Consider the following 23,664-nt stretch of genomic DNA (forward strand, 5'->3'; position numbering starts at 1 on the left):
CTCAAACGTCTCTCCCGGTCAGCGAACGTGCTCTTGCGGCACTGTGTTCAGGTAGCTTCCCAATTTGCTTGATTTGAATCAAGGGAACGCCCAATGCCGGACCTAGCGTCCCCCAAAGCCGATTGCACAATCAAAGGGAGCCGCTGCCATGCCTGGCCTCGACGAACTCATTCCCAGTGCCACGCAGATCCGCAAAGAGGCCGCGCTCAAGGAGGCCGAGAAGGCGGAAGAGTATGTCCGCCTCGCTGCGGCGGCCGAAGCCGAGAAGCTGGCTCTGATCGAGCGACTGAGCAAGCCTTCCGGCAAGACCGAGGAGGAGAAGATCAAGCTCGCCTCGACGATCATCCAGCGTGCGGTGCGAAACGGGCTCACCGAGGTCCTGGTCTACCGTTTCCCCAACACGCTCTGCACCGACAAGGGACGCGCCATCAACCAGATGGAAAAGGGCTGGGAGAACACGCTGACCGGCATTCCCAAGGAGATCTTCCAGCTCTGGACCGACTATCTGAAGCCGCGCGGCTATCGCATCGCCTATCAGATCATCGATTTTCCGGGCGGCGTGCCCGGCGACATCGGCGTGACCATTTCATGGGGCGGCGAGTAGCGCCCGCCAGCAGCGGAAGGACGGGCATGGGCAAGGACGATTCTGCCGAGCGGATGAAGCGGAAGGACTACGAAAAGGAGCTGGAAAAGCTCCAGGTCGAGCTGTGCCATCTCCAGGACTGGGTCAGGGCCCAGAAACTGAAGGTGATCATCATTTTCGAGGGACGCGATGCCGCCGGCAAGGGCGGCACCATCAAGGCGTTGACCGAGAAGGTGAGCCCGCGCGTGTTTCGTGTCTGCGCCCTGCCCGCGCCCTCCGACCGGCAAAAGTCCCAGCTGTTCCTGCAGCGCTATATCGAGCAATACCCGGCCGGCGGCGAAATCGTGATCTTCGACCGCAGCTGGTACAATCGCGCCGGCGTCGAATATGTGATGGGCTTCTGCTCACCGGCCGAGCACAAGCGTTTCCTGGAACTGTGCCCGCTGGTCGAGAAATTCGCCGTCGACGCCGGCATCATCCTGATCAAGCTCTGGCTCGAGGTCGGGATGGAGGAGCAGGAACGCCGATTCATGGCGCGCATCGAGGATCCCTTGCGGCAGTGGAAGCTGAGTCCGATGGACACCGAGTCGTTCGGGCGTTGGTACGATTATTCGCGTGCGCGCGACATGATGTTCGAGGCGACCGACACCAAACATGCGCCGTGGCGACTGATCCGCTCCGACGACAAGCGGCGCGCGCGGCTCAACGTCATCTCGCACATCCTGAGAACGATCCCCTACAAGAAGGTCAAGCGCGAGAAGGTCAAGCTGCCGCCGCGGTCGGACAAGGGCCGCTATAACGACCAGGCCAGCTTGCGCGGACTTAAGTTCGTCGAAGAGCGGTACTGAGATGAGAAACGGGCTGCGGTGACGCAGCCCGTCTACGCCAGGCCTCCTTCCGGATTATTTCAGCCGGATCGTCACGCCGCCGACTGCGGCCGACACTTCGGCGCCGACCCGGGGACCGCTGAGCTGCAGGATTACGCCATTGGCGTTCTGCAACTGCACGGCGCCGGCTCCGGCGGCAACGGCGCCGCCTGCTCCGCCCGCCGCATAGGAGCCTTCGATGGACGCCGGCCCCTTCAGATTGAGAGCCCGGCCGACGAACTTCGTGGTCGAGGCTCCAACCGTGAAACCGACACTCATGCCTGATACGGTGAAGGGATATTTCTTGCCTCTCAGAAGCAGCACGCCCTCCCCGCCGCCGACGCCGACGATGAATCCGCCCTTGGTGAAGACGACCGCGACCTCACCGGTCTCGGCACGCGAAGGCGTGCTGAAACCGGAAATGGCTGCGAGCGAGGCGACCAGGACAGCGCCGATGGTGAACTTTCTCATGATTTTTCTTTCCCCTATTGAGCCAGGATCATGGCGAAGTAGCCAAACACGGTGAGCAGGATGCCCGAGACGGCGTAGCCGACCGGGAATCCGATCCAGGGTACCGAGCTCTGGATTTCGACGGCCGCCTCGCGGGCCGGCCCGGAATGCGAGCGAGCGCCGGCGACGCCGCCCATCAGCACCGCCGGATTGATCTTGAAGACGTGGTAGCCGATCGCCCAGACGATGAAGGGCGGAATCGTGCAGGCGATGAAGCCGACCAGGAAGATCTTCAAGGCGACCGCGCCGGTGAGCTGCGCCAGAAGTCCCGCGCCGGCATTGATGCCGACGATGGCGACGAAGACGACGAGGCCGAGATCCTCCAGCACGTTCCGCGCCGCATTCGGCGTGTTGCCGAAGAAGCGAAGGCGCGACACGACCGACGACACGATCACGCCGGACAGCAAGAGGCCGCCGGCATTGCCGAGGCCGACCTTGGCGCCGAACGCCGGGAATTCGATCTTGCCGATCAGGAAGCCGATGATCATGCCGACAGCCAGCGTCAGTAGATCGGTGGACGTGTTGGACCGCGCAATGCGACCCCACATCTCGCCGAGCTCGCTGACGGCGGACTTCAGGCCGACCACCGAGACGATGTCCATGCGCTCCAGCTTGGTCTTGAGACCGGCCGGAATCTGCACGCCGCCGCGCTCGACCTTGGTGACCTGCAACTGACCAGCGATCGCGGTATCGCGGAAGGACTCGAAGGTGCGCCCCACCATCTCCTTGTTGGTGATGAGGATCTCCGCCTGGTCCATGGGAATGCCCAGCGTCTTGGCGTCGGCGACCTCCGGTCCGATCAGGCCCATCTTCTCGGTGAGATGCTCGGTCGCGCCGCCGAGCGCGACGATGTCGCCCTTCTGCAGCACGAGTTCGGGATCGGCCCCTTGCGGCACGCCGCTCCGCCCCACATTGACGATGCGGTATTCCGGATTGACCGCGCGGAATTTCGCGATGGTCATTCCGACGGTCGCCGGATTTTCCAGCCGATAGGCACGCAGACCGAACTGGCGATAGCCGGTCAGGCCGCCGCCTTCGAGATCCTTGACACCGAATTCCGTCTCATACTGCTTGGCGGCGGCCTTCGCATCGACGCCCCACCAGCGCGGCAGATATTTGCAGATCAGGATGATGCCGACGGTGCCCCAGATATAGGTGATGCCGTAGGACAGCGCGATCATGCCCGAGGCTTCCTCGGGCTTCATCCCATCAGGCAGTTTGACGACGCCGGAGGTGACGGCCTGCTCGGCCGAACCGATCGCCGCCGACATGGTCTGCGATCCCGCCAGCATGCCGCCGGCCGCACCGGGCGGCAGCGAGAACATCCTGGCGCCGATCACGACAAGCGCGAGGCCAATGACGCTCGACACCACGGCGAGCAGACAGAATTTGAGGCCGTCGCCCTTCAGGCTGTTGACGAAGGACGGACCGACCCGCAGGCCCACGCCGTACATGAAGAGATAGTAGAACAGGCTCTTGGCGAAATTGTTCAGCTCGAGCTTCACGCCATAGGTGGAGGCCCACACCGACAGGCCGGCACCGACCACGATGGCGCCGGCGACCATGCCGAGGCCATAGCCCTTGATACTGGCCCGCCCGATATAGACGGCGAGGCCGACGACGAAGAACAGCAGCAGATACGGGTTCTGCTGCAGGAACGTGAAGAACGCCTGCATGTTCGTCCCCTCCAAGCCTTATGACGCGGCCTTCAGCTTCGGCTGAGCGCCGGGCTTCGGCCGGCCGAGTTTCGCCAGGGCTTCCGCGCGCACGAGCTTCAATCCCTCCTTGGCGTCGTAGCCATGGATCTCCTTCACATCGAGCTTGCGCATGAAGTCGATGGTTTCCTGGGTGATGACCTGGCCCGGCACCATGATCGGGAAGCCCGGCGGATACGGGATCACGAAATTGGCGGAGACCAGCTCCGGCCCGGCCTTCAGACGCCGGTCGATCTCGGGATCGTTGAGGCGGATGTGCTCACAGCCGGCAACGTCATAGGCTGCGTAGAAGCCGCTGCGGATGTCGCCTTCGTTGGTCTTGGTGCCGGCATCGCCGCGGAAGCTCGGGTGGAAATGCGAGAAGTTCGGCAGATCGGGCACATCCTTCATGAGGCTTGTGACCCGCGCCTCGAAGCTCTTCCTGGCATTGGCGCCGCCGTGGGCAAGGCCGCGGTCGATCTCGCCCGCAATCTCGGCGAGCACGCGAACGAGATGCGCGACGTCGCTGCGGGTGTTGTTGATGTTGGACTGGACCAGCACCGAATTGCGCGAGGTCTTGTTGACCTGGATGTCGTACTCGCTGGCCAGAACGCCCTTGAACTGGGTTCCGTCGAACCCCGCGGTCCCGCAGACCAGCGTCATCCGGGTCGGGTCGAGGCAGAATTCGTCCTCGTCCAGGCTCTTCAGCGTATTCGCCCAGTTCACACCGGCGGCGAGATAATCGGTGAAGCCGGTCTGGCGGTATTGCGCGGGCACCATGGCGTCGGCACCGAGGATGCGGAAATATTTCGAGATCAGCGGATTGTTGTTGACCGCCTGGCGGATCGCGAGCGCGATCTCGATCGCATTGGCGACGAGGCCATAACCCTCCAGCTCCATCTGCCGCCGCGAGATATCGAGGCTGGCGATCAGCTGCTGGTTCGGACTGGTCGAGGCATGGGTAAACACCGCCTCCTTGAATTGCTGCTCGACCGTGTGGAATTCGACGTCCTTGACCGAAAGCATCGAGCCCTGGCGGATCGCCGACATCGACTTGTGGGTCGAGTTGGTCTGGTAGACGCGCAGCCGAATCTGGCGCGGATCGGGGATCAGCCGGATCTTGAGCAGCATCTCGTTCGACGGATTCTTGCCGAGCTCGGCCTGCTGCTTCTCATAGGCCGCGACCGACCTCGGATCGCGCATCCACGCCTCGATCTCGTTGGCGGCGCCGAGGCCAGTGCGGCGGCGCAGGAACGGCGAGAAGCGCGCGAAGCCGAACCAGGCCTCGTCCCACAGGAAGATCAGATCGGGCTTGATGGCGAGGCATTCCTCCATCACCCGGCGGGTGTTGTAGATGTGGCCGTCGAAGGTGCAATTGGTCAGGTCGATCATCTTGACGCGGTCGAGGCGGCCGTCGGCCTTGGCGTTCAAGAGTGCCTGCTTGATCGTCTTCAGCGGCACGGCGCCATACATCGAATATTCCGTCATCGGGAAGGCTTCGACGTAGAGCGGTTGCGCTCCGGCCAGCACCATGCCGTAGTGATGCGACTTGTGGCAGTTGCGGTCGACGATCGCGATGTCGCCGGGCGCGAGCAGCGCCTGCACTGCCATCTTGTTGGACGTCGAGGTGCCGTTGGTGACGAAAAAGACGCGATCGGCGCCGAGCGCCCTCGCCGCCTTCTCCTGCGCCTTCTTGATGTTGCCGGTCGGCTCCAGCATGCTGTCGAGGCCGCCGGTGGTGGCGCTGCTCTCGGCCAGGAACAGGTTCGGGCCATAGAACTCGCCCATGTCGCGGATCCAGTCGGACTTGAAGATCGACTTGCCGCGGGCGATCGGCAGCGCGTGGAATGTGCCGATCGGACGCTGGGCGTATTTCTTGAGATTGTCGAAGAACGGCGTGTCGTAGCGGTTCTGGATGCCTTCGAGGATCGACAGATGAAGCTCCAGCAGCTCCTCGACCGAATAGAAGATGCGACGGACGACGTTGGCCTCGGGATTGCCGGCGAGCTCCTCCACATCGCGGTTCGAGATCATGTAGAGATCGAGCTCGGGCCTGATGCGCTTGATGATCTGCGCGAGCCGCAGCGCGGACGCGTCGGTTTCGTCGTTGAGACCGGACGCGGCCATGATCGAGCGGAGCACCGGGGCATTGTGCCGCGAACGCAGGCCAAAGCCCTCGTTGATAACGACGGCTGCGATGTTCGGATTGAGCAACGTCGCGCAGAAGGCATCCTCCAGGCTGCCGACGATGACGGGCTCATAAATGAAACCGTCGAGCGGGCGCCGCAGCTTGCGCCATTCCGCGGCCAGTGCCGGCCATTGGCTGGATGATACGCCGGTGACGATCAGGGTCTCGAAATAAGGCCGGCGGGCCGTATGCGCGCCGAAGCTCGGCGGCACCAGCTCGGGCGCATCGCCATTGCCGTCATCCTTTGCGCTCCAGTCGCCGGCATGCTGACGGAAAGATCGCGTCGCCAGCGCCTGGGCAATCCTTGTCGCAAGGGCGAACGACGTCGCGCCGTCCTCGGCGACTGCTGCTTCGCGCAGCGCCGCCATCAGTTGCAGACCGGGATAACCGTGATACTCCTCCGTGACCGAGAGCTCGGCCAGCGCCGCGTCATAGGCCGCGCGATTGCCGCCGCGAGCCCAGACTTTCGCGGCCTCCACCAGGTCACGCCAATCGTCCGCCCGGGCGCCGGGGCCGGAGAAGAACTGGTCGATGCGCTTCTGTGCGGGCTTGGTGTCCTTGGACATGGCTCTCTCCCGATCGGTGCCGGCCACTGGGTGAAGGTGATGGCGGATCGTGAGTGCGGCGCGAGGGGCTCCATTGATCCAAGTCAACGGTCGCGCGTTATGGTGGACTGGCGTTCCGCAGTCGATGATCTTTGCAACGCAGCACGCCGCGTCAGGCGGAGCGTGGCGTAGCTCCGGCATGATCTTCGCCGAGGACGCTGTCGAGTGAGCGCAGCCACTGGCTACTGTCGGTCTTTTCCGCCAAACCCTCGGCGCGCAGCAGATCGCGCAACTGCGCGTGCGCGCCGACAATGCAGAAGCTGATCCGGCGCGCGGCAAGCTCATCGCTCAGATCGCGCAGCATGCCCGCGCCGGCGAGATCGATATAGGGCGATGCCGAAAGGTCGCAGGCAACCAGTCTGATGCCGGCGGAGCCCCGCAGCGCGACCAGGACAGCATCGAGAACCGTCTCGGCATTGATGTAGAGCAGCGAGGCTTCGGGGCGGAACGCGATGACGCTGACCAGTGGCTCGACGTCCTCATGCCTGGCGCTGTCGGAATAGCGGCCGCTGCCCGGCAGCCGGCCGAGAAACGCCACGTTCGGCCGCGAGGCCCGCGCCAGAAGCAGGAAGATCGAGGCAATCGACGCCAGCAGGACGCCCTGGAGAATGCCGAGCAGCAGCACCGAGACCAGCGCGATGGACGCGGCAAGGAAATCGATGCGGCTGACCTGCCACATCCGCATCAGTGCGCCGATATCCACGAGCTTGTAGACCGCGGCAAAGACGATGGCTGCGAGCACCGCCTTGGGCAAATTGGTCAATAGTCCTGTAAAGAACAGCAGGCAGAGCCCAAGGGTCGCCGAGCAGATCACCAGCGCCAGCGGCGTTCGCGCGCCGGCGCTGTCGTTGACGGCGGATTGCGACAGGCCGCCGGCGACGGGATAGCCGTGGCCGAAGGCCGTAGCCAGGTTCGCGGCCCCCAACCCCAGAAATTCCTGCCGCACGTCGAGCGCATAGCCGTGCTTGGCGGCAAAGCTGCGAGCGGCGGAGACACCTTCGATATAGGCCAGCAGCACGCAGCCGGCGGCGAGCGGAAACAGATCGTCGAACTCCAGCAGGCCGAATGTCGGCATCCCCACTGCCGGCAACCCCTCCGGTATCTTCCCGGTAACGGGCACACCCATCGCCGCAAAGCCGAGGACGGTCGCCACCAGGATCGCCAGCGCGACGATGGTGATGCCGACCGGCTTGCCCGGCAGCCGGCGTTCCCCGAACAGCAGGAGCAGCAGTGCGACCGCGCCGATCGTCAGCACCAGCGCATCGGTCTGGCCGAGCTGCCCGATCAGCTTGATGGCACGGTCGAAGAAATTGCGGCCGCCACCGGCGACGCCGAGCAGGCTCGGCAACTGGCTCATGATGATGGTGAGCCCTGCCCCGGCCTTGAAGCCGACCAGGATGCTGTCACTGACGAGGCGCACCAGCACGCTGAGCCTGAACAGCCAGGCGATGAAGCACAGCACCGCAACTGCAAACGCCGCAAGGCTCGCGATCTGCGCATAGCGCGCCGCGTCGCCGCCCGCGAGCGCGCCGACAGTGCCGGCGATCATCAGGGAGATCGCGGAAGTCGGGCCGACCGCAAGCTGCCGCGATGAGCCGAGCAAGGCGTAGCCGAGGCCGCCGAGCATGTAGCCGTAGACGCCAACCTGGGGCGGCAGGCCGGCGAGCGCCGCATAGGCCAGCGAGACCGGGATGGCGTAAGCGGCGAGTGTGACTCCAGCGACAGCGTCGGAGGGCAACCATTCGCCGCGGTAGGCGGCGAGCCAGCCGGCCGGCGGAAAGAATCGCGTCCAGTTCGCATCAGGCGTTGCGTTCATCGGATCACCTCACGTGGCGTTGCTTCGCAGCGCAGCAGGACGATCAGCAGCGCAACCACGGGAATGCCGAGCGCGAGGTCGGGAAAGGCCTTGGTGGCAAAGGCGCCGGCAGCCGCGCCGCAGCCGAACACCGCGCACAGTGCGAAGAAGATGGCCGACTTGCGCAGCGTGCCGAGCGGCGCCCCTCCATAAACGACCGCAAAGATGTTTTCGACGGACTGACGCATGTTGCCGGTGATCATCACCGTACTGCACACGGAGCCCTCGACCTTGACAAACATCGCTGCCTGCATCGCCGCGACCAGGGAAATGCCAAGTGTGCCGGCCAGATCCGGGAGCCGGTTGTGCAGGATGCCGACCGTGATCAGAAACACGATCTCGACGAGGAGACTGAGTGCGCGGGCCCGTTCGCCGGCAACACGGCGCAGCCAGGCCGCGATCACGATGCCGACGGTGAAGGCCAGGATCGGCGGCACGAAGTGAATTGCCTGCGTCCAATCGCCGGCCATCGCGTAGACCCAGAGCAAGATCACATTGGCGGTCTGGGCATTGGCCATCACGCCATGGATGATCCAGGTATAGGCGTCAATATAACCTCCGGCGAACGCGAGCAGCAGCACGATTTCGACCGTCTCATCGCGGCGGATCGCGCCGGCTGCGACGTCCAGAGTACTCATGTCGGCAATGGCGGCTGTCGCGAACTCTTCATCGCGTCATTGGCGGCGGCTTGCCGTCGGCAAGGCTTGATCTGGATCAAGCAACCTTCCCGCGCGCCCAATCAAATCCGCCGCAATGCGCCGGGGGAAATGCGACCATGGATACCGTCAGGTGGATCATCACCACCGCACCGGAAATCTTCCTGCTGCTGGCGATCGCGATCGGCACCATCCTCGGTCGTATCAGGATCCGGGGCTTCTCGATCGGGACCACCGCCTGCATCCTGATCGTCGCGGTGCTGATCGGACAGCTCGGAAGTTTCACGTTCCCGCCGATCCTGAGGGCGATCCTGTTCAGCCTGTTCGTCTTCACCATCGGCTATCGTTCGGGACCGGAGTTCTTCGCCTCCTTGAGCGTTCGGACCCTGGCGCAGGTCGTGCTGGCGCTGGTGATCGGAGTCACCGGGCTCGTCCTGGTGCTCGTCTTCGCCTATGCATTCAAGCTTGATGCGGGCACCGCGGCGGGGCTGACCGCCGGCGCGCTGACCCAGTCCTCCGTGATCGGTACTGCCTCGGGTGCACTGGCGCAGCTCGGTCTGCCCAGCGACGTGCTGAAGCAGCAGGAAGCCAACATCGCGGCCGGCTACGCCGTGACCTATGTGCTCGGCTACATCCTGACGCTGCTGTTCGTGCCGTTTGTGGCGCCGCGGCTGATGCGTATCGATCTGAAGGTGGAAGCAAAGAAGCTCGAAGCCGAACTCGCCGGCGGTGCGCCGCCGAAGACGGAAAACCTGTCCTATCGCAAATTCCAGGCCCGCGCCTATCGCATCTCGGCCGGCGCAGGCCGCACCGTCGCGGCGATCGAGGCGGAGATCGGCAGCCGCACGGTGGTGGAGCGGATCGTGCGCGGCGGAGCCGACATCAAGCTGCGGCATGACATTGTGCTCGAGGCCGGCGACGACATCGTCATCACCGGTCCGACCGCAGCGATCGTTGCCGCCAAGCCCATCCTGGGGGCCGAGATTGATGCGGGAGAGTTGCTGCGCAATCTGCCTGGCAATGTGATCGAGGTGCTGGTGGAGAACCGCGAACTGCACGGCCGCTCACTCCGCGAGATCGTCGATCGGCTGGGTGACAATGCGCGCGGCGTCTTCCTGCGTGCGCTCACGCGCATGGGGCGTGAGGTGCCGCTCGGCCCCGACACGCGGGTCTATATCGGTGACGTCATGACACTGGTCGGCAGCACCGGCAATATCGCACGGGCCACGGTGCAGGTGGGACATGCCCTCAATACCAGCGACCGGACCGACATCGCCTTCCTTGCGGTCGGCATCGCTGCCGGTCTGCTGGCCGGTCTTGCCAGCCTCAAGGTCGGCACTGTCGCGTTGACGCTCGGTGGCGGCGGCGGCGCATTGATCGCAGGTCTTGTCTGCGGCTGGCTGCGGACGCGCAAGCCCGGTATCGGTGCGATGCCGCCGGCCGCACAGCAGACCCTGAGCGATCTCGGGCTCGGCGGCTTCATCGCGGCCGTCGGACTCGGCAACGGGCTTGCCGCCTGGTCGGCAATCCAGGCGCATGGTCTCCTGCTGGTCGGCATGGGCATCGTCGTCACGCTGATTCCGATGACGGTCGGAACCCTCGTTGCCTATTACCTGCTGCGCATGAACCCGGTCGTGACCTGCGGTGCGCTAGCCGGCGCCATGACGGTCGATGCCGCCGTCACCGGTGCCTGCGACGTGGCCGAGAGCCAGACCCCGGTGCTCGGCGTCGCCGTCCCCTACGCCGTTGGGAACGTCATCCTGACCGTGCTCGGCCCGATCGTGGTGGCCGCCACGTTCACGGGTTGAGGAGGCCAGAATGCGCTTTGATCTCCCCGCAATCCGCCACCGCCTTGCAATCGTCCTGCTCCTTCTCGCTGGCCTCGTGGCGCCGGCTCGCGCCGAGGGCGAAATCCGCATCCAGGAGGAGATCTGGGCGCTGCCGCTGCCACTGCCGATGTTCGCCTATCTGGTGCGCCCGGTGGGCGATGGCCCCTTCCCGCTGGTGATCATGAATCACGGCGTCTCGCTCAACCCCACTGACCGGAGCTTCTTTCCGCTGGTGGAATTCCGTGACGCCGCAAAATGGTTCGCCAGGCGCGGCTATCTCGTGGTGGCACCCGTCGGCAGCGGGTATGGCGCAGCCGCCATCGACATTCCCGAGCGCGCGCTCTACGGGCCGTTCTTCTCCAAGGTCGGCAAGTGCACCAATCCGAACTTCCATGATGCTGGCCTTGCAGTCGCGCAGGTCGATCTCTGGATCATCGACTACCTGGCCGCCGAGAAGCGCATCATTCCCAGGGACGTGATCGTGGTCGGGCAGTCCGCCGGCGGCTGGGCCTCGATCGCGCTGTCGAGCCTCAATCCCCCGCAGGTGAAGGCCGTCATCACCTTCGCTGCGGGCCGCGGCGGCCGCGTCGGCGGCAAGCCCAACAACAATTGCGCGCCCGACAGGCTGGTCGAGGCCACCGCGGATTTCGGCCGCACCTCGCGGGTGCCGATGCTGTGGATCTACATCGAGAACGACACGTTCTTCGGGCCCGATCTTTCGAAGCGCATGTATCAGGCCTTCACGGCCGCCGGCGGCCGCGCTGAATATCATCTGATGCCGCCATTCGGCAATGATGGGCATTTTTTCATCGGCTCACCCGATGCAATCCCGCTCTGGTCACCGTTGGTGGCAAAATTTCTCGACGCACAGAAATAGAGCCTGCGCTGGAGACGCAACCATGTTCAGCATCCGTGAATGTCTCTGTGGCGTGCTGGTTGCCACCGTCGTCGGCGTTGCGACATATCGTGCCATCGCCGCGCCGAAAGCCGCACGGGCCGATAAACCATCCGAGGTCGCCACGCGCGGCCAGCGCGAAGCCAAGGACATCAGTTACGGTGATTGGCAGAAGTTCTGCTTCAAGGCCGGCGGCGCGCTGACGCTGTGCCGGACGACCATCACCGGGACATTCCCGACCGGCCAGATGGCTGTGCGCATCGATCTGATCGAACGCGAGGGCACTCCGACGGCTCGGCTGCAGCTCTTCGTGCCGGTCGGCATGTACCTGCAGCAACCGGCCAAGCTGTCGGTCGACGGGGGCAGCACCTTCAATGTTCCCTATAGCTGGTGCCTGACCAACGCCTGCATCGCCGCTGACGTCGCGCCTGCGGGCATCATCAAGGCGATGGAGTCCGGGAAGACGTTGGCGCTCGAGGTCGTCGATTCGAACCTGCTGGCGCTGACGACATCGGTGCCGCTCGCGCAGTTCGCTTCGGTCCGCAAGGGCGCACCGACGAAGATGCTGGAGCAGTATGTCGACGAATGACCGGCGTTTCCGCGCTAAGCCGCAGCCGCACGCGTGACCGACTCGATCAATGACTGCGCCGTGAACGGCTTTGTCAGATAGGCGACGCAACCCGACGCAACCGCGGCATTACGGTTCACCGGGCTGTCATTGCCGGTAATGTAGATCACTGGCGCCGTGACGCCCTCCTCCGCCAGCTTGCGGCGCAGATCGAGGCCCGACTTGCCGTCGAGATTGATGTCGAGCACGATGCAGATCGCCTTGTCGAAATCGCCGTGATCAAGCAAGTCCTCCGCAGACTCGAACAACGTCACGGCGAATCCGTGCGCGCGCAGCAGCCTGTTCATGCTGACTCGCATGGATGGATCGTCGTCGACGATGAAGACTGCTTCGCGCATCGGCAAGAAGGCGACCTCTGGGACTCGGCACGATGGTGATGTGGCGGCTGCAACCAGTACGCGTGCCGCAATCGCATGGCAGCACCGCGTCAATGCGCTTCATATTGTCCTTTAGGGCAGTGACATCACGGGAACTGCATTCGGAGAAACGAAACAGCTAGCTGCCGTTCGGATCCAGCATTCCAAGCCGCTCCGCGATTGAAACGAGCTCGGCGAGCGAATGAACCTGCATCTTCTCCATCACCTGGTGGCGATGCGCTTTCACGGTCCGCTCGGTCGTCCCGAGTTCGTATGCGATTTGCTTGTTGATCTTGCCGCGGACGATGAGATCGAACACCTGCCGTTCGCGCTGCGTCAGCGTCGCAAGGTGCGCGCGAAATGCTTCGAGCTTGCCGCGATGGCTGCGCGCGGCATCCTGCCTTGCCAGTGCGCGCGCGATCGCATCGAGCAACAGCTCCGACGAGACCGGCTTGGTCAGGAAATCTTCCGCTCCCGCCTTGATGGCCTGCACGGTCGTGGGCGTGTCGGCGTGCCCCGTCAGGAATATGATCGGCAACGTCGAGCCCGACGCGATCAGGCGGTTTTGCAGTTCGGGGCCGCTCAAGCCCGGTATGCGCACGTCGAGCAGGATGCATCCCGGCTGGTCGTCGTCCAGCGCTGCGTCCAGCAGGTCCTGCGCCGATGCGTAGGTTTTGACGTCATAACCGGCGAGCTTCAGCCGGCGCTCGATCGCCGTCCGGAACGAGGCGTCGTCATCGACCACGTGGACAAGACCGGGCACCATTTACCTCGCGTAAAAAACATTAATCAGCAATCTTTAACCGAGGCCGCGTGGTTGCCAACGGTTCAAAAACCGAAACATCTGCTTCGCAACAAAATACTTTCCGGCCTCCATCGAGGTCTTTCTCAGTCCGCGCAGCGAACGCCCCCCGCTGTCCCTTGGGACATTGACCCTTGGGACAATGGATTGGAATACCTCGTTAGTCGTAAATCAACCTCGACGGGAGCGCGATTGCGCGGCGCATTTCCGCTGCAAGAGATTTTTGTCTCAGAGACCAATTCGACGGCAAGCTGAGGAGCTGGCCCATGTTCGTTCGCATCACCACCGATTCCGCGCTGCGTCCCAACTCTCTTCGCGACCTCGGCATGGCAAGCGATTCAAATGCGCTCATCAGTTTAATTGAGTTTTCCTACAAGAAAGGCACCGAGATCTACGGCGAGAAGGAACCCGCCGAATATGTCTACCAGGTGAAATCCGGCGCGGTGCGGAGCTACAAGCTGTTGTCGGACGGCCGCAGGCAGATCGGCGCGTTTCACCTGACCGGCGACATTTTCGGGCTGGAGAACGGAAACGAGCATCGTTTCACGGCCGAGGCGATCGTCGACACCACGGTGCGCCTTGTGAGGCGGCAGAGCCTCGAGATCGTGGCCGAGAGCGATGCCATGGTTGCCAGGAACCTGCTCAGCATGACCACGAACAATCTCCAGCATGCGGAAGATCACATGCTGCTGCTCGGACGCAAGACCTCGCTGGAGCGGGTCGCGGCTTTCCTGCTGGAAATGGACAAGAGATTGACCGCCACGGGTGTCATCGCGCTGCCGATGTCGCGGCGCGATATCGCCGACTATCTCGGCCTGACGCTGGAAACCGTCTCTCGCGCCCTCTCGCGGCTGCACGAGTTCGGCATCCTCGGCTTCATCGGCAACACGCAGCGCCAGATCGTGCTCCTGGACCGAGACCAACTCGCGAGCCTCGATCTTCAGCCCTGAGCGACAGGCTCATTGGAAGATGAAGGCGAGCCCGTAAGGGTTGATGATCGCAAGCAGCGCGCAGAAGCCGAACAGGGAATCCGCGGCCAACCTTGACGACGTGAAGTCAAACCTTGTTCCTGCCCGGGAGCCGCGCGATCGCTTCGAGATGCTCGAGCGTCTTGCGCAGGACCTCGAACAGGATGGCCGCCGACCAGCCGAACAGCAGGATGCCGTTCATGGCCGTCAAGGGACCGATCAGCCGCCATTGCGGCACCGGCGTGATGTCGCCATAGCCGAGCGTGGTGTAGTTCACGAAGACGAAATACAGCAGGTCGCTCCCCTCCGGCGCCGCCGTTACGAACCAATAGGTGCAGACCCAGACCAGGACCTCCACGGTGTGCGCGACGCTCAGCGCTGCGGCCGTTGCGACCATCACGCCCATCAAATGCAGCCGCGCACTATCGGTCTGCCTCAAGCCGGCCGCTCGCGCGATCGATACGGCAACGACCGTTGCCAGCGCGTGGATCCCGATATTGATCGCGCTGACCAGTGCGCCGACGAGGACTTGAAGCAGCATCAGGGGTTGCCCTGGAAGCGTGAACTCATCTTTGGACGGCAGTGGGCATCTCGGACTTGTCCTGTGCCCGCAGCGCTGCGGAACCGTCGATCTTGATCCAGGCCGCAGCGAGCTCCCAGGCGACCGCCAGAATGATCGGTCCGATGAAGAGGCCGATGATGCCGTGCGCCAATGTGCCGCCGATGACCCCGATCAGGATGACGAGCGTCGGCGTGCTCAGGCCGCGGCCCATGACCAATGGCTTGAGGATATTGTCGAGCAGACCGACGGCGACGAGGAAGATCGTCAGAGGCACCGCCGTCGTGACGTCCTTGTCCATCCAGATCCAGATCACCACGGGCACGAGGACGATCGCAGCGCCGATCTGCACGATCGACAGCAGCAGAACGAGGATGGCGAGCAAGCCGGCGCTCGGAATGCCCGCAAGCTTGAGGCCGATGCCGGCCAGTAGCGCCTGGATGACCGCAACGCCGATCACGCCTTGCGACACCGCCCGGATCGTTGCACCCGCCAGCGCGAGAAAATGCTCGCTCTGCTCCGGCACGATGCGGAACAGGAACCCGCGGACCGCCTCAACGAGCTGCGGTCCGTACGGGAACAGGAAGCCGGCGACGAGCACCGACAACAGGAACTGCAGCGTGCCGACGCCGGCGCTGCCGGCGAACGACAGCATCACCCCCGCCAGCGGCTTCAGATACGGCGCCACCTCGCGCAGCACGGCGCGAATATTGGTATAGGCCAGCGTCCAGAGATCAAAGAGCTGCGGGCCGATCAGCGGCCAGTCCTTGAGCCATTCCGGCGCCGCCTGGAGCATGAGATCGCCGGTGCCGATCTGGGTCGCGAGGTCCTTGATGCCTTCGGCCGCGCTCAGCCCGAGCCATGCCGCCGGACCGATGACGATGCCAAGCATCATCAGCGTGAGAATGGTCGCGGCCGTCCGGGGCCGGTCGCCAAGGCGTTTGGCGAGCCAGCTGAAGGCGGGATAGAACGCGACCGCAAGCACCGCGCTCCAGGTCAGGATCGGGACGAAGGGGCGGATGATCAGAAACGTCCATGCGATCAAGAGCGCCAGCAATCCGAGACGGATTACGAGCTGGACAATCTGTTCCGCGGAGAGAAGCTTGCGAAGCGTGGTCAAGACGACGCCGTCCTTCCGGGAGTGCGGATACCCCAATGGACGTAGCGGCCTCCGCCGCTCGGCATTCTTGATCCAGATCAAGCGGTTGCGCAGGCGCGTCCTTCGTCCCCAATCTCATGCAGCTTGAGCGCGATCATTCCGATCGCGGTACCGGCTGGTCTGCCAGGACATGCCGCGCGGTCGAAAGTCGCGCTTGGTAAGCAATTGTAAAAATTGCGGAAATTTCGACCCGCGATCCACAGGGGGCAAGCGGATCGGCACTCGCTGGCGGGAACGGATTCCCTTGCCCCCGGATTAACCGGAATGGAGAGGTTCTTTCTTGTGACGATGGTCTTGGCCGTGCTGCTGCTGATCGTGGCCGCCGATCTCCTGGTCAACGGCGTCGGCCTGCAGCCGCCGCCGACGCAGGTCGCCAACGTGCTGCCGGTGCCAGGACGCCCCGTCAGATAAGTGCGGCAGCGCACCTCGCGGCCGAATGACAAATTTGCATGGCCCGGCGGAACATTTCGGCCCAATCAGGACTTCTGCTCACCGCGTCAGCCACAACGGCCAGCGCGATCCGGACAGGCTCAGCTCCCTGTGGTAGGGGGAGCTGAGCCACCGCCGGCTGGTGAAGCCTAGCCCCCGCTCCGATACACTTGGATGTCGAGATCCCGGATCTTCTTCCGCAGCGTGTTGCGGTTGAGGCCGAGGAGGTCCGCGGCGCGGATCTGGTTGCCGCGGGTGGCGGCGAGCGCCGCCGTGAGCAGCGGCACCTCGATCTCCTTGAGGATGCGGTGATAGAGGCCGGGCGGCGGCATGCCGTTCGGAAAGCCCTGGAAGTGCGAGGACAGATAGGCCTCGACCGCGCCGCCGAGATTGTCGACACCCTGCTGGACTGCGGCACCCGGACTGACCGAGGGCGGCGCCAGCTCGCCGTCGATGACGGAGGCCGTGATCACGTCCTGCGGATAGAGCGCGGCAAGGCGCCGGGCGAGATTCTCGAGCTCGCGGACGTTGCCGGGCCAGCGGTGCTGCTTCAGCCGCTCCAGCGCCAGCGCGTCGAGCTTCTTCGGCGGCAGGCCGTCCTTCTCGGCCAGCGAGAAGAAGTGACGCACCAGATCTGGCAGGTCTTCGATGCGCTCGCGCAGCGGCGGCAGCCGCAGCGGCACGACATTGAGGCGGAAGAACAGGTCTTCGCGGAACAGGCCCTGCTGGATCAGCACGCGCAGATCCTTGTTGGAGGCCGCGACGATGCGCACGTCGGTCTTGATCGGGGTGCGGCCGCCGACGGTGGTGTATTCGCCCTGCTGCAGGACGCGCAGCAGTCGGGTCTGCGCCTCCATCGGCATGTCGCCGATCTCGTCGAGGAACAGCGTGCCGCCCTCGGCCTGCTCGAACCGGCCCGAGGCGCGGGTGTTGGCGCCGGTGAAGGCACCGCGCTCATGGCCGAACAGCTCGGATTCGATGAGGTCGCGCGGGATCGCGGCCATGTTGACGGCGACGAACGGGCCGTTGCGGCGCTTGCCGTAATCGTGCAGCGCGCGCGCCACCAGCTCCTTGCCGGTGCCGGACTCGCCCGTGATCATCACGGTGAGGTCGGTCTGCATCAGCCGCGCCAGCACGCGATAAATTTCCTGCATCGCCGGCGAGCGGCCGACCAGCGGGATCGCCTCCATCTCGGCGTCTTCATCAGGCGTCGAGACCCGCTCCTTCGGCTCGGCCAGCGCGCGGCCGACGATGGCAATCAGCTCCTTCAGGTCGAAGGGTTTTGGCAGATATTCATAGGCCCCGCGCTCGGAGGCGCGGATCGCCGTCATGAAGGTGTTTTGCGCGCTCATGACGATGACCGGCAGATTCGGCCGCATCTTCTTGATCCGCGGCAACAGGTCGAAGGCGTTTTCGTCCGGCATCACCACGTCGGTGATGACGAGATCGCCCTCCCCCTGGCTGACCCAGCGCCACAGCGTTGCGGCGTTGCCGGTGAGCCTGACCTCATAGCCGGCGCGGGAAAGTGCCTGATTGAGAACCGTGCGGATGGCGGTGTCGTCATCAGCAACGAGAATGCTACCTGCGGGCATCGTTAATCCTCATTTTGCCCCCTGTGACGCAGACGACGGCTTCCCGGCAGAGCCGTCGCGACTGCTTTGATCGGCATGTTTCACCGATGTGGAATACATCGGCATCAGCACGCGGAAGGTGGTCTTGCGCGGCTGAGATTCGCATTCGATGATGCCCCCGTGATCGCCGACGATCTTGGCGACCAGTGCAAGACCCAGGCCCGAGCCGGTCTGCTTGGTGGTTACGAAGGGATCGAACAGGTTGGGCAGAAGGTCATCCGGCACGCCTGGCCCATTGTCCCTCACGCAGAATTCGAGCGGCAGGGATACCCGGGATTTTTGACCGGGGACTGACAGGCGCACGCCGGGGCGGAACGCGGTGGTGAGCTGGATCTCGGCGTCGGGCACGTCGATCAGCGCTTCGGCGGCGTTCTTCACGAGGTTGAGGAACACCTGGATCAGCTGATCCTGGTTCGCCAGCACCGGCGGCAGCGAGGGATCGTAATCCTCGATAAAGCGGATGTTGCGGGCAAAGCCCGACTGCGCCAGCCGCTTCACGTGGTCGAGCACCGAATGGATGTTGACGGGGCCGCGCACCACGGGGCGTTCGTCGCCGAACACCTCCATGCGGTCGACCAGCGTCACGATGCGGTCGGCCTCGTCGCAGATCAGCCGCGTCAGCATGCGGTCCTCGGACGAGGCCTGCTGCTCCAGCAGCTGCGCCGCGCCGCGAATGCCCGAAAGCGGATTCTTGATTTCATGCGCGAGCATTGCTGCTAGCGCTATCACCGAGCGCGCAGCGCTGCGGTGGGTGAGCTGCCGATCCATCTTGTCGGCGATGGTGCGCTCCTGGAGCATCACCACGATATGGCCGGGGCGCTCGGTGAGCGGTGCCACGTGCAGATCGACCTGGCGGTCGCCGCCCATGCGCGGCGTGCCGAGATCGACCTTGTATTCGTTGACCGGCGAGTTCGAGGAACGCACCTGATCGATCAGAGCCAGCAAGGGGCTGCCGAACGGCACCAGCTCTTTCAGCGACTGCCGCTTCAGGAACTGCGTCGAGATCTCGAAAAAGGCCTCGGTCGCGATGTTGGCGGCGACGATCTTGCCGTCCGGCCCGATCATGAGCACGGGATTGGGAAGCGCGTCCAGGATCGCATCGCTGTCGGACGGAAGCGGCCGACGATGTTCAGCGGCTGAGCTCATGCAGCAGCGCTCCATGCGAAGTCGTCGAAGGCATCTTGCAGTGAACTGTGCACGAGGCGCGGATCCTCGGAGGTGAGGATCTTCTGGCGCCAGGATTTCAGCTTCTCGGCCGGCGCGCGGCTCGCATCGGCCGCGACGTCAAGCGCCCAGCCCAGATGCTTGCGCGCATGCCTGAGGCCGACGCGCATTCCATAGAGCGCGCAGACGCCCTCATAGAGCGTGCGGACATAATGGAGTTGCCTCTCGAGCGATGGCGTAGCTTCCGCCGCCCCGCCCTTCAGGCGACGGCCGATCTGGCCGGGCAGCCAGGGCTGGCCCTGCGCGCCGCGGCCGATCATCACGGCATCGGCGCCCGAGGCCTCGAGCGCTGCGCGCGCCTTCTCGTAAGAGGTGATGTCGCCATTGACGATGAGCGGAATCGAGATCGCCTCGCGCACGGCGCGGATCGCGTTCCAATCGGCATCGCCCTTGTAGAACTGGCAGCGGGTACGGCCGTGAACGGTGACGAGCTTGATGCCGGCGGCTTCGGCGCGGCGCGCCAGTTCCGGCGCATTGCGGCGGCGGTCGTCCCAGCCGAGCCGCATCTTCAGCGTCACCGGCACCTTCACCGCTGCAATCGTCGCATCGATCAGGCTGACGGCGTGGTCGAGATCGCGCATCAAGGCGGAGCCGGACTGGCCGCCTGTGACATGACGGGCCGGACAGCCCATGTTGATATCGATGATGTCGGCGCCTTCCGCTTCCGCGATCCGGGCACCTTCGGCCATCCAGTGCGTCTCGCAGCCGGCAAGCTGGACCACGTGCGGACCGATTCCCGTCGCTTCGCAGCGCAACCGCGACATCCGGTGGCCGTTGGCAAGCTCATCGCTCGCGGTCATCTCGGACACGACCAAGCCGGCCCCGAGCTCGGCCACCAACCGCCGAACGGGCGAGTCAGTCACCCCCGACATCGGTGCCAGGAAGACCGGGGTGGCGACTTCAATATCGCCTATTTTCAACGGCTTAGAGCCGGATACTGCCGGGCCTGTCACAGGGGTCTCGTCAACTCAGCAGCGCCTCATCGCGCTGGCCATGACCTATCTTGCGCACAATTCTTGTGCAGTCAAGCGTCATGCCTACAGTTTAGACAGTTCTGCAGATCTTTCAAGTGCAGTGCAGCAAAATGCTGTTTCCCACAATCCGGGGAAACCCCCTTTTTTTGCGGGCCTGCCGTGCTAGAGGCATGCCGACAAATCACCCCTGCTCTTTCATTAGCAACTGAGTATTTGAGTCCTATGGCGAAATCACAACGCACCGCTGTCGTCCTCGTGGCGGCCGGACGCGGCCTGCGCGCCGGCGCCGGCGGGCCGAAGCAATATCGCGAGATCGGCGGCGTGCCTGTGATCTATCGTGCCATGGAAGCCTTCAGCCGCCATCCCGATGTGTTCGCAGTGCAGCCGGTGGTGAACCCCGACGACAGCGCCATGTTCACGGCAGCGGTCGCAGGATTGAAACACGAGGCGCCGACCGATGGCGGCGCCACCCGGCAGGCCTCGGTGCTCGCCGGTCTCGAAGCGCTGGCCAAGCACAAGCCGGACATCGTCCTGATCCACGACGCTGCGCGCCCGTTCGTCTCTGAAGGCGTGATCTCGCGCGCGATCGAGGCGGCGAGCCGCACCGGTGCTGCGATTCCCACCGTTGCGGTCACCGACACCATCAAGCTCACCGGCGAGAGCGGCAATGTCGAGGACACGCCGGACCGGTCGCGCCTGCGGATCGCGCAGACGCCGCAATCCTTTCGTTTCGATGTCATCCTCGAGGCGCATCGTCGCGCGGCGAAGGACGGACGCTCCGATTTCACCGACGATGCCGCGATTGCCGAATGGGCGGGATTGACGGTTGCAACCTTTGAAGGCGATGTTGCCAATATGAAGCTCACCACTCCCGAAGACTTCGTGCGCGAGGAAGCGCGCCTGGCGGCCCAGCTCGGCGACATCAGGACCGGCACCGGCTATGACGTGCACGCCTTCGGCGAAGGCGACCATGTCATGATCTGCGGCGTGCGCGTCCCGCACAGCAAGGGTTTCCTGGCGCATTCAGACGGCGATGTCGGCCTGCATGCGCTGGTCGATGCCATCCTTGGCGCATTGGCCGACGGCGACATCGGCTCGCACTTCCCGCCGAGCGACGCCAAGTGGAAGGGCGCCTCCTCCGACCAGTTCCTGAAATACGCCATCGAGCGCGTCACGGCGCGCGGCGGCCGTGTCGCCAACCTCGAGGTCACGCTGATCTGCGAGCGGCCGAAGATCGGTCCCTTGCGCGACACCATGCGCGCGCGCATCGCCGAGATCTCAGGCGTCGACATCTCGCGCGTCGCGGTGAAGGCGACCACCAGCGAGCGGCTCGGCTTCACCGGCCGCGAGGAAGGCATCGCAGCCACCGCGAGCGCCACCATCCGTCTTCCCTGGAGCGCCTAGGTCATGGGCGGCAGCGACGCACGCGCCCTCTCCCGCTCGCTGCTGGATTTGTGCCGAATGCGCAAGCTGACGATCGCGACGGCGGAGTCCTGCACCGGCGGCCTCGTCGCCGGCGCACTAACCGACATCCCCGGCTCGTCCGACGTCATCGACCGCGGCTTCGTCACCTATTCCAATGACGCCAAACGCGCGATGCTTGGCGTCGAAGCCGGCACGCTGACGAATTTCGGCGCCGTCAGCAAGGAGACCGCGACCGCGATGGCGATCGGCGCACTGGAGCGTGCGGATGTCGATCTCGCCGTCGCCATCACCGGCATCGCCGGCCCCGGCGGCGCCACGCCCGGCAAGCCGGTCGGTCTCGTGCACTTCGCCGCCGCCGCGCGCGATGGCCGCATCATCCACCGCGAGCACCGTTTTGGCGCGATCGGCCGCAGCGCCGTGCGCGCCCGCTCGGTGGTCGAGGCGCTGCGCATGCTGATGGACCTCGCCCGCGGTCCGCAAGTTCAGGCCAAGCCGCAACGCACCGCCGCAAGCCGCTTGCGCCCGCGCGTCACCCGCTCGCCGCGCCGGCATGCGGTGAAGCGCCGGCCGCCACGCTCGCCGCGGGGGTGAGTCCGGACATCCGCGACAAAGGCGATCGATGAAGTCCCTCTGGCTGAAGGTACCCCAGGCCAACCTGCTCTATCATGACGTCCCGGGGCGGGGCGTTCCGCTGGTCTTCGTTCATGGATTGGGGTGCGCGTCCTCCTCTGATTATCCGGCGGTCGCCGCCGATCCAGCCCTCGCCGGCAGACGCATGCTGCTGATCGATCTGCTCGGATCGGGTTTCAGCGATCGGCCCTCCGGCTTCGGCTACGCCATAGCGGACCATGCCAGCACCATTGTGGATGTCGTGACGCAGATCGCGCCTGAGGCCGTCGATCTCTTCGGTCATAGCATGGGTGGGGCGGTGACCATCGTGGCCGCCAAACTGCTCGGACGAGGCGTTCGCAATCTCATCCTGGCTGAACCCAATCTCGATCCCGGTGGCGGCGTCTCCAGCCGAAAGATCGCCGCGATGTCCGAGGCGGACTACGTAGCGCGCGGACACGACGTCATGGTCAGAGCGTCAAGACTGGACGGCAATGTTGCCTGGGCCGCATCGCTCGCACTCAGCGCGCCTGTCGGGATTCACCGCGCGGCGCGATCGCTCGTCGCCGGCAGCGATCCGACATGGCGTGCAGTGCTGCATGAACTGCCGATGCCGCGAACAGTGATCTTCGGCGAGTTGTCGCTGGCGGACGGTCCCGACGCGAAGCTGCTGCCGCAACAAGGCGTCAACGTTGCCGTGGTCTCGAACGCCGGACACGGGATCGCCGTGGATAATCCCGCAGGCCTCGCTGCCGCAATCGGCCGAGCGCTGCCGCGAAGTTGAGAATTCCGGCGCCTCAGGCCGCCAGCAGCGCGCTCGATTAGGTGGGACCGATGAAGCCGACTATTGGCTGGCGGGAATTTCACGTTCACCCGGCTGCGCCGTTCGCTCCATCCGATAGATGACGGGAAGCTTTTGCTCGATCGCCTTCGCGAGCACCGTCCCCGTGGTCCGTCCGAGCTCTTTCGCGATCGTCGTGATCGGCTTGGTGCCTGCGAGCTTTCTGAGCCGGTTGAGGTCGTCCTCGCTCCACGATTGCTTCCAGCGCGCCATATCTCCAGGTCCCCACTCCACAAGCCTCCCCGCACCCGACTCAGACGTTAGTTGAATCTCTTATGAAATACAGCCCTTGCAGGTGTGCCACACGCGGCAAGGGGTGTTCCGTCACGGCTCCGCGTTTTGGCACAAACTGCACTTGTCACCTTCGACCGCGCGACG

General features: G+C 64.5%; 23 protein-coding genes. 10 read left to right on the forward strand and 13 right to left on the reverse strand.

The genetic code is table 11. The annotated features are described in order from the left end of the window. Positions 1–148: 148 nt before the first annotated feature. Together JQ635_RS00760 and ppk2 are read left to right on the forward strand one after the other, a co-directional pair. Positions 149–604, forward strand: a complete 456-nt coding sequence (locus JQ635_RS00760; protein WP_211407981.1) for a hypothetical protein — start codon at positions 149–151, stop codon at positions 602–604. Between the two features lie 26 nt (positions 605–630). Further along, a complete protein-coding gene (ppk2, locus tag JQ635_RS00765) occupies positions 631–1,431 on the forward strand; it encodes a polyphosphate kinase 2 (protein ID WP_211407982.1) in 801 nt (266 codons plus the stop codon). 54 nt (positions 1,432–1,485) lie between these two features. Here the strand turns inward: ppk2 and JQ635_RS00770 are convergent, their stop codons facing one another. The 5 genes from JQ635_RS00770 to JQ635_RS00790 form a co-directional block, all read right to left on the reverse strand. Further along, positions 1,486–1,920 carry a hypothetical protein gene (locus tag JQ635_RS00770; RefSeq protein WP_211407983.1) on the reverse strand — a complete coding sequence of 145 codons (435 nt, stop codon included), beginning with the start codon at positions 1,918–1,920 and terminating at the stop codon, positions 1,486–1,488. A gap of 14 nt (positions 1,921–1,934) precedes the next feature. Next, on the reverse strand, positions 1,935–3,635 hold the full coding sequence (locus JQ635_RS00775) for an aspartate:alanine exchanger family transporter (protein ID WP_211407984.1): 1,701 nt from the start codon (positions 3,633–3,635) through the stop codon (positions 1,935–1,937). Between the two features lie 18 nt (positions 3,636–3,653). Beyond that, entirely contained in the window at positions 3,654–6,407 is a 2,754-nt protein-coding gene (locus tag JQ635_RS00780) for a beta-eliminating lyase-related protein (protein WP_211407985.1), read from the reverse strand. Between the two features lie 151 nt (positions 6,408–6,558). Continuing rightward, complete coding sequence (locus JQ635_RS00785; RefSeq protein ID WP_211407986.1) at positions 6,559–8,262, reverse strand: SulP family inorganic anion transporter; 1,704 nt, start codon at positions 8,260–8,262, stop codon at positions 6,559–6,561. Further along, entirely contained in the window at positions 8,259–8,939 is a 681-nt protein-coding gene (locus JQ635_RS00790) for a YoaK family protein (RefSeq protein WP_211407987.1), read from the reverse strand. Before JQ635_RS00790 ends, JQ635_RS00785 begins: the two co-directional genes overlap by 4 nt. A gap of 137 nt (positions 8,940–9,076) precedes the next feature. Between JQ635_RS00790 and JQ635_RS00795 the strand changes: the two genes are divergently transcribed. The 3 genes from JQ635_RS00795 to JQ635_RS00805 are packed head-to-tail and all read left to right on the forward strand — an operon-like array spanning position 9,077 to position 12,270. After that, on the forward strand, positions 9,077–10,765 hold the full coding sequence (locus JQ635_RS00795) for an aspartate:alanine exchanger family transporter (RefSeq protein ID WP_211407988.1): 1,689 nt from the start codon (positions 9,077–9,079) through the stop codon (positions 10,763–10,765). Between the two features lie 10 nt (positions 10,766–10,775). After that, positions 10,776–11,663: an alpha/beta hydrolase family protein gene (locus JQ635_RS00800; RefSeq protein ID WP_211407989.1), complete on the forward strand. Its 888-nt coding sequence runs from the start codon at positions 10,776–10,778 to the stop codon at positions 11,661–11,663. 22 nt (positions 11,664–11,685) lie between these two features. After that, positions 11,686–12,270, forward strand: coding sequence for an invasion associated locus B family protein (locus JQ635_RS00805; protein WP_211407990.1), 585 nt, complete (start codon positions 11,686–11,688; stop codon positions 12,268–12,270). A gap of 14 nt (positions 12,271–12,284) precedes the next feature. On the opposite strand, the gene JQ635_RS00810 is transcribed toward JQ635_RS00805, so the two are convergent. Then, complete coding sequence (locus JQ635_RS00810) at positions 12,285–12,647, reverse strand: response regulator transcription factor (RefSeq protein ID WP_349631830.1); 363 nt, start codon at positions 12,645–12,647, stop codon at positions 12,285–12,287. 157 nt (positions 12,648–12,804) lie between these two features. Next, positions 12,805–13,428, reverse strand: coding sequence for a response regulator transcription factor (locus tag JQ635_RS00815; RefSeq protein ID WP_211407992.1), 624 nt, complete (start codon positions 13,426–13,428; stop codon positions 12,805–12,807). A gap of 305 nt (positions 13,429–13,733) precedes the next feature. Between JQ635_RS00815 and JQ635_RS00820 the strand changes: the two genes are divergently transcribed. Then, the gene (locus JQ635_RS00820) at positions 13,734–14,417 is read left to right on the forward strand and encodes a helix-turn-helix domain-containing protein (RefSeq protein ID WP_211407993.1); all 684 of its coding nucleotides are present in this window, start codon (positions 13,734–13,736) and stop codon (positions 14,415–14,417) included. A gap of 106 nt (positions 14,418–14,523) precedes the next feature. Here the strand turns inward: JQ635_RS00820 and JQ635_RS00825 are convergent, their stop codons facing one another. Together JQ635_RS00825 and JQ635_RS00830 are read right to left on the reverse strand one after the other, a co-directional pair. Further along, complete coding sequence (locus JQ635_RS00825; RefSeq protein WP_211407994.1) at positions 14,524–14,976, reverse strand: potassium channel family protein; 453 nt, start codon at positions 14,974–14,976, stop codon at positions 14,524–14,526. A gap of 25 nt (positions 14,977–15,001) precedes the next feature. Continuing rightward, complete coding sequence (locus tag JQ635_RS00830; protein ID WP_211407995.1) at positions 15,002–16,114, reverse strand: AI-2E family transporter; 1,113 nt, start codon at positions 16,112–16,114, stop codon at positions 15,002–15,004. Between the two features lie 303 nt (positions 16,115–16,417). Between JQ635_RS00830 and JQ635_RS00835 the strand changes: the two genes are divergently transcribed. Beyond that, positions 16,418–16,564 carry a hypothetical protein gene (locus tag JQ635_RS00835; RefSeq protein ID WP_211407996.1) on the forward strand — a complete coding sequence of 49 codons (147 nt, stop codon included), beginning with the start codon at positions 16,418–16,420 and terminating at the stop codon, positions 16,562–16,564. Between the two features lie 167 nt (positions 16,565–16,731). Here the strand turns inward: JQ635_RS00835 and ntrC are convergent, their stop codons facing one another. From ntrC to dusB, 3 genes are read right to left on the reverse strand one after another with little or no spacing between them, the layout of a single operon-like run. Beyond that, positions 16,732–18,174: a nitrogen regulation protein NR(I) gene (gene ntrC, locus JQ635_RS00840; RefSeq protein WP_211407997.1), complete on the reverse strand. Its 1,443-nt coding sequence runs from the start codon at positions 18,172–18,174 to the stop codon at positions 16,732–16,734. Positions 18,175–18,183: 9 nt separating this feature from the next. Beyond that, complete coding sequence (locus tag JQ635_RS00845) at positions 18,184–19,359, reverse strand: two-component system sensor histidine kinase NtrB (RefSeq protein WP_211407998.1); 1,176 nt, start codon at positions 19,357–19,359, stop codon at positions 18,184–18,186. Then, positions 19,356–20,357, reverse strand: a complete 1,002-nt coding sequence (gene dusB / locus JQ635_RS00850; protein ID WP_211408462.1) for a tRNA dihydrouridine synthase DusB — start codon at positions 20,355–20,357, stop codon at positions 19,356–19,358. The genes JQ635_RS00845 and dusB overlap by 4 nt, the downstream gene beginning before the upstream one ends. A 276-nt stretch (positions 20,358–20,633) precedes the next feature. Between dusB and JQ635_RS00855 the strand changes: the two genes are divergently transcribed. From JQ635_RS00855 to JQ635_RS00865, 3 genes are read left to right on the forward strand one after another with little or no spacing between them, the layout of a single operon-like run. Beyond that, positions 20,634–21,815 (forward strand): bifunctional 2-C-methyl-D-erythritol 4-phosphate cytidylyltransferase/2-C-methyl-D-erythritol 2,4-cyclodiphosphate synthase, encoded by a 1,182-nt coding sequence (locus tag JQ635_RS00855; protein WP_211407999.1) that lies wholly within the window; start codon positions 20,634–20,636, stop codon positions 21,813–21,815. Positions 21,816–21,818: 3 nt separating this feature from the next. Next, positions 21,819–22,427 (forward strand): CinA family protein, encoded by a 609-nt coding sequence (locus JQ635_RS00860; RefSeq protein WP_211408000.1) that lies wholly within the window; start codon positions 21,819–21,821, stop codon positions 22,425–22,427. 28 nt (positions 22,428–22,455) lie between these two features. After that, complete coding sequence (locus tag JQ635_RS00865; RefSeq protein ID WP_211408001.1) at positions 22,456–23,229, forward strand: alpha/beta fold hydrolase; 774 nt, start codon at positions 22,456–22,458, stop codon at positions 23,227–23,229. 60 nt (positions 23,230–23,289) lie between these two features. On the opposite strand, the gene JQ635_RS00870 is transcribed toward JQ635_RS00865, so the two are convergent. Continuing rightward, positions 23,290–23,499, reverse strand: coding sequence for a hypothetical protein (locus JQ635_RS00870; RefSeq protein WP_211408002.1), 210 nt, complete (start codon positions 23,497–23,499; stop codon positions 23,290–23,292). Positions 23,500–23,664: the final 165 nt, after the last annotated feature.

Origin of the sequence: Bradyrhizobium iriomotense (assembly GCF_018130765.1) — a bacterium.
GTDB lineage: Bacteria > Pseudomonadota > Alphaproteobacteria > Rhizobiales > Xanthobacteraceae > Bradyrhizobium > Bradyrhizobium iriomotense_A.